The following is a 16,677-nucleotide window of genomic DNA, read 5'->3' on the forward strand; positions in this document are numbered from 1 at the left end:
TACCGGTTATAATATTAAATCAGTAAATTTTCAGTAGTTAGGTTTATAACAGGGCAATCATACATGCTGATGATATGCACTTACCAAAAATACTTTTATCAGGTATTGATATATAACCTTTTACGCTATTTAGTTACGAAATCGTTTTCGGTAACCATAAAGCAATATCAATACTACACTTCGTTTAAATATTTATGTACAAAGCTAATGGCCATTGAGCCTTCGCCTACGGCAGATGCTACCCGGTTCATGGCACCCGCCCTAACATCGCCGGCGGCAAATATGCCGGGGCAACTGGTTTCCAGCAAGTAAGGGTCGCGATCCGATTTCCATATTTTATCAAAATCCGTACACTGGTTTAAGTCGCGTCCGGTTTCAATAAATCCCTTGCCATTGGTAATGATGTTTTTACATAGCCAGTCGGTATAGGGTTTGGCACCAATAAATATATAAAGTGCATCTGCATCAACCGTTGTAACTTCATTGGTGTTCAGGTTTTTGATAGCGAGCTGCTGCAGGTTGGTATCGCCTTTAGCTTCGGTTATCTCGCTGCATGGCATTAGGGTAATGTTGCTTACGCCGCCTATCTGGTCTATCAGGTATGATGACATGGTATCGGCCAGGCTTTCCTTACGGATGAGTATGAAAATCTCTTTAGCAAATTTAGACAGATACATGGCAGCCTGCCCGGCAGAGTTACCCCCACCTACAACAAATACATGCTTGTCTTTACATGAGGCAGCTTCCGTCATGGCGGCACCGTAGTAAATGCCAGCGCCGGTAAATTTATCAATGCCGGGGGTTAGTAGCTGACGATAATCTACCCCGGTGGTTATAACAATCGATTTTGCTATGACTTCGGTACCATCATCAAGGATCAGTTTTTTATAATTATCCTGCAGGCGGATTTCTTTTACTGCCTGCGGCGACAAAAAATCTGTTCCAAAACGTGCCGACTGGGTAATAGCCCTGCGGGTTAGATCGGCCCCGCTTAAACCTGCCGGGAAACCAAGATAATTTTCAATACGTGAACTGGTACCGGCCTGCCCGCCAGGTGTTTTTCTTTCAATCAATAAAGTTTTTAACCCTTCGGATGAGCCATAAACGGAAGCAGCCAGCCCAGCCGGACCTGCACCAATAATAACCACATCGTAAAGATCGCTCTTGGCCGATTGGCTGAGGCCAATTTTAGTGGCTATGTCTCTAACAGCGGGTGTTTTTAGCAAACTTCCGTCAGCAAATATTATGGCTGGCAGGTCCTTTGCTTCAAGGTTATTAATTTTAATAGCTTGTTTGGCCTCGTCGGTATTGGCATCCATCCATAAATAAGGAACCAAATAGCCCGATAGAAATTCTTTTATATCGTGCGATTTTGGCGAGTATTGATAACCTATCACCTTTATCCCTCTAAAATCAGGGCGGTAATGGCCCTGCCAGTCTTCCAGCAGATCGGTTAGGATAGGGTATAGCTTTTCCTCGGGCGGGTCCCAGGGTTTTGTTAAATAGTAATCAAGCTTTACCTCGTTGATGGCCTTAATAGCGGCATCCGTATCGGCATAAGCGGTTAACAATACCCGTTTAGCATTTGGAAAAAAGGGTGTGGTTTTGCATAAAAAGTCAACCCCTTCCATTTCGGGCATGCGCTGGTCTGACAGGAATAAGGCCACCACTTCGCCCTTGTTCTTCAAATCCAGTAAGCTATCTAAAGCTTCCTTTGCTGATGATGTGCTCAGGATGCGGTAATCTTCGCGGTAATGATTTTTAAGATCGCGGCTTATTGCGCGCAACACCTGCTGGTCGTCGTCAATAACAAATATGATAGGTAAGCTCATTTTTTCTTTAAATTTTAATTGTCATTCATTGGGAAACAAACAGTAAACTCGGTATTGCCGGGTACGGAGGTAAACTTTACCGTACCATTATGCTGGCGAACAATGCGGGTAACCACATCAAGGCCCAAGCCTGTTCCCTTGCCCATATCCTTGGTAGTAAAAAACGGATCAAACACCTGCGATTGCATCTCCTCCGGTATACCGGGGCCGTTATCTTTAATATATACGCATATAAAATGCCTGTCTTGCTGGGTACGGATCTCCAATATTCCGCTGCCGTTTACTTCCATAGCGTCAATGGCATTGTCAATAATATTGGTCCATACCTGGTTAAGCTCACCGGCTAAGGCTTTTATTTGAGGCAGGCCCAGGTCAAAATTCTCAACTACCTGTATGTTACCCTTTTTAACTTTATAATTAAGCATGGTAAGCGTATTGCGGATACCCGCATGAATATCCAGCAGTTGCTTATCTGTATCCCTATCCATATGGGTAAAGGTTTTTACCGAGTTTACCAGTTCTGAGATACGGTACGAAGATTCTTTAATGTCTGACACCATCTTTTCGGCAAGCAGGTAATTATTCATCCATGAAAGTACCACGTTTAACTGCGGTGATGGCGTGCAGCTGTACAGATGATCAAGATCGGCTGGGCCAAAATCAAATTCAGTAAAGTTTTCGGCAATATCAAAATCCTTTATCTCGTGATCTGCCAGCCAGTCGGCAAGCGCATCCTCCTGATCAGCACGGTCCATCATGCTTAACACCGGCCTGTCGGTTTGGCGGGTTTTGTTGATCAGTAATTCGTTTATGCTGTCAATTTTTTCGGGGGCAATATTAAGTGAGGCAATCTGTTTAAACATTAAAGGCATCCGCTTTATTTGCCCCTGTAATGACGATGCCCCGCGTGATATAGCCGAAGCCGGGTTGTTCAGTTCATGCGCTAACCCCGCCGAAAGCTTACCCAATGCAAACATTTTTTCGTTTTGCTGCTGCAGTGACGTGAAATCTCTTATGCGGCTGGTCATGGAGTGTACCATGGCTTCGGTCAGCTCATAATGCAGTTTAATGGCTTCCTGGATTTTGTCTTTATAAACACGTAACACGCGCGCTTTTTTAACACATTCGGCATAGCCAAATGTACTTACTGCCCGGCTAAACGGCAGGTAGCCGGTAACGGTTTGCTCTTTTATAACAAGTATCTCGCGCATTTTACCGCCCTGCATGGCGCAGATCCTAATGCGGCCCTCTATTAAAACGTAGGTTTTATCTATCGGATCGCCTTTTTCAAAAATCCGTTCGCCTTCCTGTATCTCAATAGTATCGCCGGCATCTAAAAACCATTGCAACTGATCATCCGGTACGGTTTGCAGTGTTGGTATCGCTTTTAATTCTTCTAAGGTTACGTTCTTCATTGCTCAGGGTTATATGGTCCGCCAGGTACGCCCCATCCCCATTTGGGCATAGGCGCATCAGGTGCTATAGGGTTATCAGTTAAGTTAGAGTTGATGACAGCTATACGGCTGCCCCACTCCAGGTAAGCCACCAACGCCGACCGGAATTCCGGGTCGGATGCCAGTTGCAGTTCATCGGCACTTTCAAGCAAAAGCTGTATCCATCGCTTGCGTTGTTCTTCGGTAAGTAATTTGCCAATATGATGTTTTATCATTTTGGCGTGGCTGCCGTCATCGCCCTGCGTGTATAGTTCGGGCCCGCCAAAAACCTCTGCTATAAAATGTGCAACGTGTTTGGTATGCTCTGCCGACATGTTTTTAAACACCGGATACAACAAATTATCCTGTAAAACTTTTTCGTAAAAAAGTTTGGTAAGTTTTTCCAGTGCCTCTTTACCGCCCGCCCATTGGTATAAGGTTGGTACGTTTTTCATAGTCCATAAAATTATGCAAATAGCAATTATGTTTTAGCTTTTTTTTAAAGCGGATAACGAAGAAAGGCAAGGTTGAGTATTAAAGCGTGAAGTTGAGGAGGTTGTTTGGTTTAAAAATGTGGGTGTATGATGTTTAATAAAATGCTTCACTACGTTTAGCATGACAAACTAACAGAAATAAATACAACCCGCTCCGTTAGGTGCAAAGCTTTATAGAAAATAATAATTAAACGTTTAGCGCGCCATCGTTACGCAACATGCTGTAGTTTAATTAAATTAATGTGAAGATAATGTTAACCAGCATTAATCCCCCGGCTATGGTTGCTTTATCGTAATTGCTGTTGTGCATGTAATAGCTTAGCTGCTCAATGGCTTCGCGCATATTGTATTCTACTTTCTTTTCAGAAATATCCAGCGTTTTAGCAATCTCATGATTTTTTAATCCACACAAGCGCAAATGAATAATTTCTTTCCGGGTGGTTGGCAGTTTGTTCATTAACTCCTCAACAATCCTTATTGATTCTTTAGCAACAATCCTTTCAAGCGGATTAAATGCATCTTCTGAAATGTCCCAGTTTTCTTCGGTTAATGAGCTCGCCGACTGCACATTCAGCAACTTTAAGGCGCCATTACGAGCCGACCGGAACAAATAAGATTTGATATTATTTATCTGGAGTTTATCCTTTTGGAGCCAAAGGTTTAGAAAGAGGTCTGACAGTATATCTTTTGACTGATCCTCATCCCTTACAATAGATTTTACATAGCGGAACAGCGCCGGATAATGCTCTTTAAAAACATCTTCGAACTGCTGCAGATCAAAAAAAGGTGTAGTAGACGCTACTTCCATAAACGGTGCAAAGTTAATGAGCTTTGCATTTTGGTAAAAATTACCATGATTAAGTTTGTGTTAAATTTATGGCTCAAATATGGAAAGCAAATAGATCGGCTACAGAACCTTATTATTACATTGGATTATTACATTGGCTATGCCGGGGTTGCGGGGCAATCTTCAATTAGTGACTCTGCCAAATGGCTTATATCTTCAAAATATACCCGGGCAAGCTGCTCCCAGTTTAGTTGCTTGCTGCAAATTAATCCTTCTGCCGAAAATTGTTTATAAAGTACTTTATTTGAAAGTGTTAGCTTTATTTTTTCAATATAATCAGCAATATTATATGGCTCGCATTTAAACCCGTTAAAGCCTTGCTGGATAAAATCTTTTGATCCACCGCCATCTGCAATAATACATGGCAGGCCAGATGCCATAGCTTCTAAAACAACGTTCCCATAAGTTTCAGATACGGATGGGAATAAAAAAATGTCTGCTGATGCATATAAAACAGATAAGTAGGTATGATCTGCCTTCCCCGTAAAAATGGCGTTCTTCATTCTTGCCTCACATGCCCGGCGGGCGCTGCCATCGCCAACAATTAAAAAATTTACCGCGGTTTGGCTGGCTTGTAAATTATCATAAATACCAAAAAGGGTTTCCAGGTTCTTTTCCCAAACCAGGCGGCTTGCAAATAATATAACAGGGTTTTTATTGCCGGTTATTTGCTGCATCAACTTTAAATTTCTTTTATCCGGAGAAAACAAAGCGGTGTCTATCCCTCTTTTCCAGATCTTCATTTTTACCGGCTGTACATCAATATGGCATAATTCTTCCTTTATACTTTCAGATGGTACATACACCATATTACATTGGTTATAAAACCAGCTATGATTTTTAGCTAAGATCTGTTTTGCCTTTTTAATAAGGAAAGGGGCATATTTTAAGTAATAATCAACATACGATATAAAGTGGGTATGGTAAATTGTGATAACAGGCAGGCTGTTTTTAACAGCATAGTTTAAGCCAAAATAACCCAAAAGAGACGGCGTAGCAATGTGAACTACATCCGGCGAAAATTTATTTAGCGAATCATTTAACCGGGTGCGGGCCAGGCCGGGCAATGCGACGGTATAGTTTTTATTAATTGGTAGTCTGATGGATGGTATCCGCAAGCTTTTAAAGCCTGCTATTTTAGATGGCCCATTGCCATAAATAAACAAAAAATCAAATTTAGCGGGATCAATCCGTTTAATGAGTTGATACATGGTACGCACAGCGCCATCTAAATCTTCCGTCAATATTTCGGCGAAGAACGCAACCTTTATTTTCCTCACTCCTGTACTTTCAATAATTAAGCGCAGGTTTATTTAAGCGAATAAGAATTGCGATGATTTTTTTGTTTCATCTTTGATCTTAAACCAAATTTTTTAGCCGGGGCATCTTTTACCGGTACGCGCGATGCCATAAATATTACGAATGCTACTATCATAAGCATTGCTAAATCAAGTGTGTTATATCCCATTTCCATGATACTAATTATTTGATTTATACAAAGCTACGCTCTTAGCATGACAGAAATGTTATTGTAATATTATCAGATCAATAACACTAAAGTTTACAAACCGACTGATTACTTAAACATATAACCTATCGAAATATTGAAACTTCTATTTTTAGTACTATTGTAGAAAGTAGGATTAAGTAGTATGTTATTAGTCTGTATATTAGATAAGCCCAAATCATAACCTGCATTTACCAGTATGCCATTGTTAAACTGAAACCCTGCAATACCGTTAACGCCATAATCAAATGATTTGAAATTGCTGTTATTATCATTACCGAACTGTGCTTTTATATTGAAGTCGTTCTGATCAGATTCGTCAATCGAATTATTATCTAATGTTTGAGGTGTGAACTTGCCTTTTAGGCCTCTTGCAATGTATGGGCCTGCACCTAAATAAAATGAACCGGTTTTTACAGGAATATGGTACACTAAGTTTACGGGGACCTGTATGTAATATAATCGCCAGTTTCCATAAGCCCTAAATGCAATATCGCCCAGTACGATACCTTCTGTTGTTTTACCACCTCTGGCAGTAAAAAAGACACCCGGCTGCAATGCAAAACGATCCATATTAAAACTGGCGAATACACCTGCCGAAAAGCCAGTCAATGCTTTTTCAGGATTGCTTACAAGGAAATCTTGCTCCAAGGTTCTGGATAACGTTACAGCGTTTATACTGCCTTTAATACCAAATTGTATAGCCCTTGTTTGTGCTGATACCTTGAAGCAGGCAATAATTAAAAAGATAAATAAGGTTGGTTTAAGTTTCATAAATAAGGTTTTACTGGGATACGGGAAATGATATAATAATGTAACAATCAGGCAAACACTTTTATATACTAAATAATTAAGTAATAATTTGTTAACATTAAATATGGGTTCAGCAAATGTTTAATGCTGTAATTTGAGGTTTACCATGCTTAGTAAATATGCAGCTGTTTTTAAATTTCATAACACTCCCATTTATTGGCGAAATACAGCTAAGTGGCGGATTGCTCATCGTTTTTTTGATATGCCTGCTGGCTGTTGTTGGTTTTGAGTTTGTAAACGGCTTTCATGATACAGCAAACGCGGTTGCAACAGTTATTTACACCAATGCGCTAAAACCGGTTTATGCAATTCCATGGTCGGGTTTTTGGAACTTTTTAGGTGTTGCTATGGGCGGTATTACCGTAGCAATGGGCATATTAAAATTAGTTCCGCTAAATGAGTTAATGGTGTTACCGGTGCAGGTTGGCGCATGCATGGTGCTGGCCATTCTGCTGGCTTCCATCATCTGGAATTTGGGTACATGGTACCTCGGCATTCCCTGCTCCAGTTCGCATACATTAATTGGCGCTATGATAGGAGCCGGTTTGGCCTTTACATGGTACTATGGCGGCAGTGGTGTTAACTGGGAAAAAGCCGAAGAGATTGGCCTTTCGCTCATCCTGTCTCCAATACTTGGTTTTGGAGCAGCTGCATTGTTAATGTATTTCTTAATACATGTACTTAAATCAACTGCCTTGTTTCATATTCCACTCGGCGATAATGACAGGCCGCCTTTACTTATCCGGGCATTACTGATCACAACTTGTACGCTGGTTAGCTTTTTTCATGGCAGTAATGACGGGCAAAAGGGTGTTGGTTTGTTAATGCTGATACTGATCGCTTTTCTTCCTGCTAAATTTGCAATAGATCATTCTGTAGGTGATGATAAGATACTGGCCGCCCTTAACCAAACCGAATTGGTTATACAGCATAACAATCCATCACAAAATAAAGAGCTTGCAGGTTTAGATGCGGCAATCCGCGAAGCCAAAAACCAGTTATCAGGCAAAGCCCAAAACGCTTTTAAATTTCGCAGGCAGATACAAATCATCAAAAAAGAAATTGATGGCATTACTAAAAGTAAAATCACAACCTTATCTGACGCAGACCGGCATACCTTACATTCAGAATCAGAAAAACTGAGTAAAGTGACCGACTTTGCACCTGTTTGGGTCATCGCGGTTATATCTATATCCCTCGGTATAGGTACCATGATAGGCTGGAAACGCATTGTGGTTACCATTGGCGAAAAAATTGGCAATGAGCATCTTAACTATGCCCAGGGCGCAAGTGCCGAAATTGTTGCAGCATCAACCATAGGGCTAAGCACCGCATTTGGTTTGCCGGTTAGTACTACGCATGTACTTTCAAGCGGTATTGCCGGGGCAATGGTTGCATCGGGCGGTAAAAACAACCTTAATAACAATACACTTAAAAACATTGCAATAGCCTGGATACTTACCTTGCCGGTTGCCATTATTTTAGCTATATTGTTATTCATGCTATTTCATTTGTTTATTTAAGTACCTTATTCCTTTATAATGAAACAAATACTGGTTGCTACAGATTTTTCTCCCAGTGCCTCTAATGCTATGGAATATGCAATGGCGCTTGCTGTTTTACTAAAGCTGGAGGTATGCGCCATTCATGCTATACACCCAACCGAAGGGATAAATAACAGTACTTACAACGCCATATTTATTGAGGATTATTATAATAATAAAAGGGAGGCGCTAAAGGAGTGGGCCGAAGTATATACTAATAAAGAAGCTTATAAACATATTAAAGTAACTACACTTTGTGATGTAGGTTATCTTAAAAGCGTTATAACAAAGCACATTAAAAACCATCCGGTTGAGTTATTGGTTATGGGTATAACGGGCGCTACAGGCATTACCGGTATAGTGGGCAGCAATGCCAGTATGATGGTAAGCAGTGTAAAGATCCCCACCTTGATTATTCCGCTTGAAAGTAAGTTTCCAAGCGTACCTTCAATTGCTTTGGCCACTGATTATGAAACCCGTTTATCTGCAGATGATGTAACTGCTTTGAATGAAATGGTAAAAGCTTTTGGTTTAAAGCAAATGCATGTTTTATATGTTGATGGCGACGCTGATGCCAAACATATTGAAGCCGGCGAAGCGAAGCTGAAAAAACTGATCAAACATACCGAGCTTCAGTTTAATAATATTAACGATAGCAGCCCGCTGGCAGGCATTATGAGCTTTATCGAACAAAATCAAACAGATATTCTTTGCCTGGTAAAGCACCATCATAATATAATATATCGGCTATTTAACCGCAGTACAGTAAACCAGGTAATGAACAGGTCTGTTAAAGCTATATTAGTATTGCACGAGTAATGAAATATACTACGCCAGTGATCAAAAAAGATCAGCCGGATGATAATTACAAATTCAAGCCGCTGCCGTCTCCAACAGGTAAATACCCTTATCACCTGGCGTTAAGCAATATTATACCCGATACCTCTGCAGATCAATTGATATTTCATATGGCGGGTGACACCGGCTCTGTCCGCAGGCCCGAATCACAAAAAGGTGTTATTGATGAGATGGCCGCCCAGTATTTAACAGCTAATGCCCCGAATTTCTTATATCACCTGGGCGACCTGGTATACCACTATGGCGAAGCGTTACAGTATGATTCCCAGTTCTTTAAGCCGTATGAAAATTATCCGGGGCCAATATTTGCTATTGCCGGCAACCACGATAGCGACGTAAATCCAGATACCCCGCCTTATAATAGCCTGGATGCTTTTACAAAAGTATTTTGTGACACTTCTCCGCATACAATAACTTTTAGTGGCAACAGCCGCCGAAAAAGTATGCCGCAACCCAATATATATTGGACGCTTGAAACGCCACTTGCCACAATTATAGGCTTGCACAGCAATGTGCCCAAATATGGTGTAATTACTACGGAGCAAAGGGAGTGGTTTATAGCCGAATTAAAAGCCGCGGATCCTGATAAAATGCTGATAGTTTGCGTACACCATGCACCTTATTCGGCTGATATTAACCACGGTTCCAGCTTGTACATGATAAGTTTTTTAAACGGTGCATACACAGAAACAGGCATACGGCCGGATATTGTTTTTAGCGGACATGTGCACAATTATCAAAGATTTAGTAAGGCTTATGCCGATGGTACAAGCACACCCTATATTGTTGCCGGCGCAGGCGGGTTTGATGAGTTGCATAGTATTGCAGCCATTGAAGATGAACGCTTTACGGCATATTCACCATTGTTTGCCGATGTGAAACTTGAAAACTATTGTGATGACCGGCATGGGTTTTTAAAGATCACTGTAACAAAAGAAAACAACCTCCTGAGCCTTACCGGTGAATACTATTCTGTTAACCCTATAACAAACAAGGCACTTCTATCAGATTCCTTTATACTGCACAAAGGTTAACGGTAATGAGCGGATAACTTTACATCGCAAACGTATTTTTGCCAAATGGTGGTAATCAGTAAAAGTGATGTAATAAAGGCTACAGGCACCGGTAAATTTCCCAAATTAGCTTCACTCCTAATGAAGCTGATGAAAATAGATGCTTTTAATAATATGATGACGCAGGCGGGCACTTTAGAGGGCGTTGCCTTTACAAAATATGTGCTTGACTTTTTAGGTATCACACTTGAAATTGATGCAGCAGACCTGGATAATATTCCGCAATTGGGTGCTTTTATTGTTGTTGCTAATCACCCTTATGGTGCAATTGAGTCGCTGGCTTTACTTAATTTATTAGTTTCGCGCAGGCCAGATACCCTGTTTATGGGTAATTTTCTATTAAAACGGGTGCCTAACCTGGCAAACTATATTATCGCCGTAAACCCCTTTGAAACTATTAAAGACACTTCCAGTATCAGCGGGTTAAAAACCACCCTTTGCAAATTACGTACAGGTACACCCGTAGCTATATTCCCGGCAGGAGAGGTTTCCGCGTTTGATTTTAAAACAAAAAAAATAGCCGATAGGGAATGGCACCCGGTAGTAGGTAAGCTAATTGCCAAAGCGGGCGTGCCTGTACTACCGGTTTATTTTCACGGGAATAATGGTATTGGGTTCAGTTTGCTGCGTTATATACATCCGGCATTGCAAACAGCAATGCTGCCTGCAGAACTTTTTAATAAAAAAGGAATGACATTACGGGTTAGTATTGGTAAACCCATATACACCTCTACCCCCTGTTCGTATGATAATTCCAATAATATGCTTACTCTTATAAGGGAAGAAACCTATGCGCTTAAACACCTTATTGCCTCTAATTTAATCACTTAACATAAATATAACATGCAATTAATGTTTTGTTAACCTATCTTTGCACTTTAAACCAGGCATCATGAAAAAATCAGAGCTTAAGGCAATAAAAAAAAGCGCAAAAAAGATCTTAAAAAATAATTTGGAAGAGAACTTGCTTGCTGCCATAAAAGAAACTGCTGCAAAATGGGGCGCAGACACACAAAAAACAGAGAAAAGGCTTGCAAAAAGCATCAACAAATTAGCTAAAAGGATCATCAGATTAATTACGCCGCCGGCAACACCAAAAGCTACAGAACCTGCAAAAACTGTGACCGAAACTCCTGCTGCTCCGGTAAGTAAAGTCGCCCCGGCAAAAGCGACAAAGTCAGAGCTAATTACAGCTTCGTAATACGTTAAAGCCAAAATAGTACAGATTACCTCTAAAAAACACTAAAAATCACAACTTTTTAGCGGTTTATATCAATATATAGCGCCAATATTCTGAAGAATACTTTGGGGGAAATTAATCAGAAAAACGAAATTTCCGCTACCTGTTTTTTGTCCCCGCTTAACCCCGCGCAGGGTACGCTGGATTTGTCTTATCCAAATTTTATTTTTTTTAAAAGACTATTTTATTATAAAAAAAACAACTAAAAATGGCAACAACAATTCTGCTTAACTCTGTAATAACCTGTCCTGATTGCGGCTTCAGGAAGGAAGAAGAAATGCCAACGGATGCCTGCCAGTATTTTTATGAATGTGAAAGTTGCAAAACCCACTTAAAGCCGTTAGCAGGTGATTGCTGCGTTTTTTGTAGTTACGGCACCGTTAAATGCCCGCCTATCCAGCAGGGCACATCCTGTTGCTCATGACATTAACAACGATAAGAAGAAGCGGGCGGGTAAGTGAATGATGTTCCCGACCAAACAGATCTGACATTTTTTTAAAGATAAATTTCATATAACCAAAGGCCGTTCAGCAATGAGCGGCCTTTGGTATTTGCACCTCCAGGTGTTAACATAATATTTATAAATACTTAACAATTTCTTTTGGTGAAAGAGAGGCTTAACTGCCTCTTAATGTAAAAATATCACCATGAACTGGGAAATGCTAATCCGGTACGTTAGGGGCGAAAGCACTGCCGCAGAGAATACTGAGGTTGAGAGCTGGATTAACGAAAAAACCGAAAATAAGATCATACTAAAGCAGGTCGAGCTAAAGCATAAACAGCTTAACCAGCCGGTTAAGGATGAGGTTGTACATACCGAGTGGGTAAAACTGCTTGACAGGGTTTTTGAAAGCCCGAAAGAAGAAGAAAAGACTAAAACAATAAAAGTGTTCCGCCTGCTAAGTATTGCCGCAACAGTTTTGGTAGCATGCTGTATAACGTGGTATACCTTAAAAAATACTGATGATGTTAAAAATCAGGTTGTTGTAATTAAAACCACTAAAGAACGCAGGCAAATACAATTACCTGACGGTTCAACAGTATACCTGGCGCCAAATTCAACCCTGCAGGTAAGCGGAACATTCGGGCAAAAAGCACGCGAGCTGTCTTTAAGCGGCGAAGCCTTTTTTGATGTTAAGCACGATGCTAAAAAATCTTTCATCATCCATACCGCCAATAACCTAAAGGTGAACGTACTGGGTACTTCCTTTAATGTTTATTCCCGTAAGGGCCTGAATGAAGAAGTTAAGGTAGCCACAGGGTTAGTGGGCTTTGTAACTGGCAAGTCGACACTTTTCTTAAAAGCAGGCGAGCAGGTTAACTATTTTTTAACCAGCCGCAAAGCATATAAAACCCACGTAAATATAGCCGATGCATCAAGCTTGCAAAATGGCACCCTCTATTTTAATAACAGCAATGCTACAGAGATAGCTCAAAAAATACAACGCTATTACAACATACAGGTTGAAGTTGCCCCATCGGCCAAAGGGCACCCGGGTTTTAGCGGCGAAATGAAGGATTACGGCATTGCCAAATTGCTTTACGGACTGCGCTTTGCAACCGGCATCCACTACAAGTTTAAAAACGAAAACACTATTCTATTATATTAATTGAACGCTTATGTATTATAAATTTTTACTTAAAGTGAGTAAGTTCTGCCTTTACTGCCTGGTCACGTGCCTGTTGGTATTAAAGGCTAATGCTCAAACCAATTCAAGCCAGCTTACCTTTAATAACACTAAAATAACAGTGGCCGGCATAATTGATCGTTTGCAAACGGTGTATAAATATAAGGTATCTTATGATGCCGGTTTAAACACCACTAAATCCATCAGTTTACCATCAACAACGCTTAGTTTGGATAACCTGCTGAAACAGGTTGAGCAGCAAGCCGGCGTAAGTGTCAAAAATATTGGCGGTAACCTGGTAATTAAACAGCTTGATATAGTATCTGTTAGCGGTATTGCTTACTCTGCTGATGATAACCAACCATTAGTGGGTATTACCATTACCGGCAGCAACAAGCAGTTACTGGGTATTACAGGGGCCGATGGAAAATTCAGTATCCGCATTAACACGGGTACAAACGTGGTATTTTCTATGATAGGGTTTGAACCCCAAACCACTACTTACACCAAAAGCACCACCAGTGCTAAAATTGTAATGGTGATAGCAAGGAATGCCCTTAATGAAGTTGTGGTTACCGCATTAGGTATAAAGCGCGACGAAAAAGCCCTGGGCTATGCCGTTACCAAACTACGGGGCGAGCAGCTTACCGATGCATTATCTAATAACTGGACAGATGCATTATCAGGTAAAGTGGCCGGCCTTAACCTTATTCGCTCAAATGGCGGCCCCGCGGGTTCAAACAAGATCATTTTACGTGGCGAAAGTAATTTAACCGGCGATAATGACGCCTTAATTGTAGTTGATGGTGTGGTGATAAACCATGGCAGTGGCCGCAGAACGGGCAGCAGCAGTAACGCTTACCTTGACAGCGAATCGCCAGTAGATTTTGGCAGCGGCCTAAATGACATCAACCCGGAAGATATTGAAGATATAACCGTACTAAAAGGCCCAAGTGCTGCCGCGTTATATGGCCAGCGGGGTGCTAATGGCGCGGTTATTATTACTACTAAAAGCGGCCGGGTAAAAAAGGGGATAGGGGTTACGTTAAACTCAAATACCGCTTTTGAGCAGATATCACGCTGGCCCGATTACCAGTATGAATATGGACAGGGCGCATCAGGCGAAAGTTATTACTCATTTGGTAACACTGCCGATGGTGCAAGCACACGCAGTACCAGTTCATCATGGGGGCCTAAGTTTGATGGGCAATCCTATTTTCAATATGACCCGGTAACACATACCGGCGGTACAACCCGTACGCCCTGGGTAGCTTACCCCGATGCGCGAAAGAATTTCTTTGAAACAGGTAAAACGTATACCAATAGCGTCACCTTAGATGGTGGTACCGATAAAACATCAGTTCGTTTTTCGGCAACTAATGTTAATAATACCTGGATAATCCCTAACACCGGTTATGAACGTAATACAGTTGCATTATCTGCCAACCAAAAGGTAACGGACAAACTGCAGATCTCTACACGGATCAATTACACCAATAAAAACAGCGACAACCTGCCATCAACCGGGTACAACAACCAATCGCTGATGTACTGGAATATGTTTTGGGTGCCCAATGGTAACCTTGATTGGTTAAAAGATTACTGGCTGCCGGGTAAAACCAATATCCTTCAAAGCTATCCGTTCAGCAGTTTTCCAGATAACCCTTATTTGATCACACATGAGATGCTCAACAAATCAACCCGGAATGATTTAACGGGCAATATTCAGGCTACCTATAACTTCACCAAAGATTTAAGCCTGATGGTACGGACTGCCATAACCACATCATATGAGTCGCGTTCGCAGCAGCGCCCTTATGATACCGAGAAGTTTAGAAAAGGTATGTACCGCACCCAAAGTATTTTCTCGCAGGAGATCAACAACGACTTCCTGATAAGATACAACAAAAAAATAAACAAGGATTTCACAGCCTCCATATCCGGAGGTGGCAGCATGCTCAGCAACAGTTATGACAGGGACGAACTAAGGGCAGATTCCCTATTGTATCCCGGTGTTTATACACTGGCCAACAAGGCGGGTGTGTTAGTTGCTTTGCCTTATAAAAGCAAATACCGAATTAACAGTTTTTATGGCATTGGAACAGTAAGCTACAAAGATTACCTGTTTATGGATGTTACCGGCCGTAACGATTGGAACGGTGTTTTGGCATCGGCTACATCAACCAGTAATGTATCCTTCTTTTATCCATCAGTAAACTTAAGCGCGATTGTATCAGAGATCCTTGATCTGCCAAAGGTTATATCTTATGCAAAGTTACGCGGTTCATATGCCAGCGTAGGCAGCGGCGGTCAGGATCCATACTTAACATCGTACACTTATAACCCCAACAATATTTTCCCGGGCGGCCTGGTTAACCCAACGCTGGTTACCAACCCTGATCTGCGCTCACTGCGTACCACAAGTACAGAGGTTGGTGCCGATGTCCGTTTCTTTGGCAACCGCTTAGGTATTGATGTGGCCTTGTATAAAAGCAACACCAAATCGCAGATCCTGCGTAATGGCCTCGACCCGGCATCGGGTTATAACGAGGCGGTTATTAATGCCGGTAATGTAGAGAACAGGGGAATTGAGATACAGTTGAACGGAACGCCGATAAAAAGTAAAGCAAATGGCGGCTTTAACTGGAGTATTTACGGAACGTTCTCGGCTAACTCAAACAAGGTAGTTGCCTTAACAGACAGCTTGCCCCTTACCCTGCAAACCGGCCCGGCAAACAGGGGGGCAGTAGTAGCTAAAGTTGGCGGAAGCATGGGCGCTTTATACGGTTTGGGCTATCAGCGTGCACCAAACGGACAGATCATTTATGAGAATGGCTACCCTAAACTTACCGATAGCACTATCTACATTGGCAACACTATTCCTAAATGGAAGGCCAGTATTGGCAACCAGTTCAGGTATAAACAATTTAGCATGAGCTTTTTGGTTGATGCGCAATACGGTGCCGTGGGTTACTCACTTACCGCCGCGATACTGGGCGAGCAGGGTAAAAGCAAAAATACCTTGCCCGGCAGGTACAACGGTATTATTGGTAACGGTGTAATAAAAAATGCCGATGGTACTTATCGCCCTAATGATGTGATAGCGCAGGATATTTACACCTATTATAATGCCCACCTGGGGCGCGATAACGTTGAAGGTGCAACTTACTCTACCGATTTTATAAAACTACGCGAAGCAAGGCTCGACTATAATTTAACACCCAAAGTGCTAAGCAAGCTTGGCTTGCAAAGGGTTACGGTAGGTGTTTACGGCCGCGACTTGTTCATGATCACCAAATGGCCGGGCTTTGACCCTGAATTTGGATCGTTAACCCTAAATGCACAGGGCACACCAACAATAGCCCGCGGCTTTGAGCTGGGGCAGTTTCCATCAACCAGAACCTTTGG

At 41.7% G+C, this 16,677-nt stretch carries 15 protein-coding genes; 8 read left to right on the forward strand and 7 right to left on the reverse strand.

Annotated elements, in window-relative coordinates; translation table 11 throughout:
- Window positions 1–173 precede the first annotated feature (173 nt).
- The 7 genes from WC743_RS22380 to WC743_RS22410 form a co-directional block, all read right to left on the reverse strand.
- Complete coding sequence (locus WC743_RS22380; protein ID WP_373015766.1) at window positions 174–1,832, reverse strand: FAD-dependent oxidoreductase; 1,659 nt, start codon at window positions 1,830–1,832, stop codon at window positions 174–176.
- A gap of 14 nt (window positions 1,833–1,846) precedes the next feature.
- Complete coding sequence (locus tag WC743_RS22385; protein ID WP_373015768.1) at window positions 1,847–3,247, reverse strand: sensor histidine kinase; 1,401 nt, start codon at window positions 3,245–3,247, stop codon at window positions 1,847–1,849.
- Window positions 3,244–3,720 (reverse strand): group II truncated hemoglobin, encoded by a 477-nt coding sequence (locus WC743_RS22390; RefSeq protein WP_373015770.1) that lies wholly within the window; start codon window positions 3,718–3,720, stop codon window positions 3,244–3,246. The genes WC743_RS22385 and WC743_RS22390 overlap by 4 nt, the downstream gene beginning before the upstream one ends.
- 271 nt (window positions 3,721–3,991) lie before the next feature.
- Window positions 3,992–4,567 (reverse strand): RNA polymerase sigma factor, encoded by a 576-nt coding sequence (locus tag WC743_RS22395; RefSeq protein WP_373015772.1) that lies wholly within the window; start codon window positions 4,565–4,567, stop codon window positions 3,992–3,994.
- Window positions 4,568–4,704: 137 nt separating this feature from the next.
- Window positions 4,705–5,886, reverse strand: a complete 1,182-nt coding sequence (locus WC743_RS22400; RefSeq protein WP_373015774.1) for a glycosyltransferase family 4 protein — start codon at window positions 5,884–5,886, stop codon at window positions 4,705–4,707.
- Window positions 5,887–5,915: 29 nt separating this feature from the next.
- On the reverse strand, window positions 5,916–6,080 hold the full coding sequence (locus WC743_RS22405) for a hypothetical protein (protein WP_373015776.1): 165 nt from the start codon (window positions 6,078–6,080) through the stop codon (window positions 5,916–5,918).
- A 102-nt stretch (window positions 6,081–6,182) separates the two neighbouring features.
- Entirely contained in the window at window positions 6,183–6,887 is a 705-nt protein-coding gene (locus tag WC743_RS22410) for a porin family protein (RefSeq protein ID WP_373015778.1), read from the reverse strand.
- A gap of 158 nt (window positions 6,888–7,045) precedes the next feature.
- Between WC743_RS22410 and WC743_RS22415 the strand changes: the two genes are divergently transcribed.
- From WC743_RS22415 to WC743_RS22450, 8 genes are all read left to right on the forward strand, one after another.
- The gene (locus WC743_RS22415) at window positions 7,046–8,449 is read left to right on the forward strand and encodes an inorganic phosphate transporter (RefSeq protein WP_373015780.1); all 1,404 of its coding nucleotides are present in this window, start codon (window positions 7,046–7,048) and stop codon (window positions 8,447–8,449) included.
- Between the two features lie 18 nt (window positions 8,450–8,467).
- The gene (locus WC743_RS22420) at window positions 8,468–9,289 is read left to right on the forward strand and encodes a universal stress protein (RefSeq protein ID WP_373015782.1); all 822 of its coding nucleotides are present in this window, start codon (window positions 8,468–8,470) and stop codon (window positions 9,287–9,289) included.
- Window positions 9,289–10,362, forward strand: coding sequence for a metallophosphoesterase (locus WC743_RS22425; RefSeq protein WP_373015784.1), 1,074 nt, complete (start codon window positions 9,289–9,291; stop codon window positions 10,360–10,362). The genes WC743_RS22420 and WC743_RS22425 overlap by 1 nt, the downstream gene beginning before the upstream one ends.
- A 45-nt stretch (window positions 10,363–10,407) precedes the next feature.
- The gene (locus WC743_RS22430; protein ID WP_373015786.1) at window positions 10,408–11,232 is read left to right on the forward strand and encodes a lysophospholipid acyltransferase family protein; all 825 of its coding nucleotides are present in this window, start codon (window positions 10,408–10,410) and stop codon (window positions 11,230–11,232) included.
- 61 nt (window positions 11,233–11,293) lie between these two features.
- Window positions 11,294–11,602 carry a hypothetical protein gene (locus WC743_RS22435; protein WP_373015787.1) on the forward strand — a complete coding sequence of 103 codons (309 nt, stop codon included), beginning with the start codon at window positions 11,294–11,296 and terminating at the stop codon, window positions 11,600–11,602.
- 247 nt (window positions 11,603–11,849) lie between these two features.
- Window positions 11,850–12,065, forward strand: coding sequence for a GDCCVxC domain-containing (seleno)protein (locus tag WC743_RS22440; RefSeq protein ID WP_373015789.1), 216 nt, complete (start codon window positions 11,850–11,852; stop codon window positions 12,063–12,065).
- Between the two features lie 223 nt (window positions 12,066–12,288).
- Window positions 12,289–13,251 carry a FecR family protein gene (locus WC743_RS22445; protein ID WP_373015791.1) on the forward strand — a complete coding sequence of 321 codons (963 nt, stop codon included), beginning with the start codon at window positions 12,289–12,291 and terminating at the stop codon, window positions 13,249–13,251.
- A gap of 10 nt (window positions 13,252–13,261) precedes the next feature.
- The coding region (locus tag WC743_RS22450; RefSeq protein ID WP_373015793.1) for a SusC/RagA family TonB-linked outer membrane protein at window positions 13,262–16,677 on the forward strand (3,416 nt) is incomplete at its 3' end.

The organism is Mucilaginibacter sp., assembly GCF_041660805.1.
Taxonomy (GTDB): Bacteria; Bacteroidota; Bacteroidia; order Sphingobacteriales; family Sphingobacteriaceae; genus Mucilaginibacter.